Origin of the sequence: Actinopolyspora lacussalsi subsp. righensis (assembly GCF_900116555.1) — a bacterium.
Taxonomy (GTDB): Bacteria; Actinomycetota; Actinomycetes; order Mycobacteriales; family Pseudonocardiaceae; genus Actinopolyspora; species Actinopolyspora lacussalsi.
This window is the reverse complement of the sequence record NZ_FPAT01000023.1, coordinates 1-1,227: the sequence shown is the minus strand read 5'-3', so window position 1 is coordinate 1,227 and position 1,227 is coordinate 1. Positions and strand designations below refer to the sequence as shown.

The window sequence follows — 1,227 nt, the reverse complement described above, 5'->3', positions numbered from 1 at the left end:
ACGTTGATGCCATTCGGAGTTTAGTTGACGTCAGTACCCCCACCGGGGCCATCAGCCATCCAGTCGCTCTACCTGCACCAAGCACCACGCGACGCTGCACCTAAATGCATTTCGGGGAGAACCAGCTATCTCCGAGTTTGATTGGCCTTTCACCCCTACCCACAGCTCATCCCCCAGGTTTTCAACCCTGGTGGGTTCGGGCCTCCACACGGTCTTACCCGCGCTTCACCCTGGCCACGGGTAGCTCACTCGGTTTCGGGTCTAGAGCACGCGACTACACTCGCCCTATTCAGACTCGCTTTCGCTCCGGCTCCCCCACACGGGTTAACCTCGCCACGCACCACTAACTCGCAGGCTCATTCTTCAAAAGGCACGCCATCACACACCCGTCACCGGGCATGCTCTGACGGTTTAACAGCGCACGGTTTCAGGAACTCTTTCACTCCCCTCCCGGGGTACTTTTCACCAGTCCCTCACGGTACACATCCACTATCGGTCACCAGACGTATTCAGGCTTACCAGGCGGTCCTGGCCGATTCACACGAGATTGCACGAGTCCCGCGCTACTCGGGACCACACCCCACCAGATATGCAGTGCCTTCACCTACGGGGGTCTCACCCACTCCGCCAGTGCCTTCCAACACCTTCAGCTAACACCACACACCCAGCGCCCCTGCGGCGGCAGAGACCAGGCGCTCCCACAACCCCGCCCACGCAACACCCACCGGCTTGACACGCAGACGGTTTAGCCATCCTCCCCGTTCGCTCACCACTACTCAGGGAATCACATCTTGTTTTCTCTTCCTGCGGGTACTGAGATGTTTCAGTTCCCCACGTGCCCCCCGGCGCCCTAATCTCTTCAGACACCGGTGACCGGGCATCACCCCGGCCAGGTTACCCCATTCGGACACCCTGGGATCACAGCTCGGTTGACAACTCCCCCAGGCCTATCGCGGCCTCCCACGTCCTTCATCAGCATCTGGTGCCCAGGCATCCACCGTACGCCTACCATCACGACACACAACCAACACACACTTATGCCCAGCAAACACACCAAAACAAGCAAGCAAAAAAGATACTCGCCACCACTATACAGTTCTCAACCAACCACCAGACCACACCCACGAAAGGGGTGTGCCCCTAGAGAACCCAACAGTGCCGCACACGCGCACCGCAGCATCCGGAAAAAGCATGCCTTTTCCCACTCAGAATGCCACCTGTGTGAAA

1 rRNA gene is annotated in these 1,227 nt (G+C 58.8%); it reads right to left on the bottom strand.

Going from position 1 to position 1,227, the window contains the following annotated elements:
• Positions 1–1,021 (bottom strand): 23S ribosomal RNA (locus BM394_RS22215); the annotation flags it as partial.
• Positions 1,022–1,227: the final 206 nt, after the last annotated feature.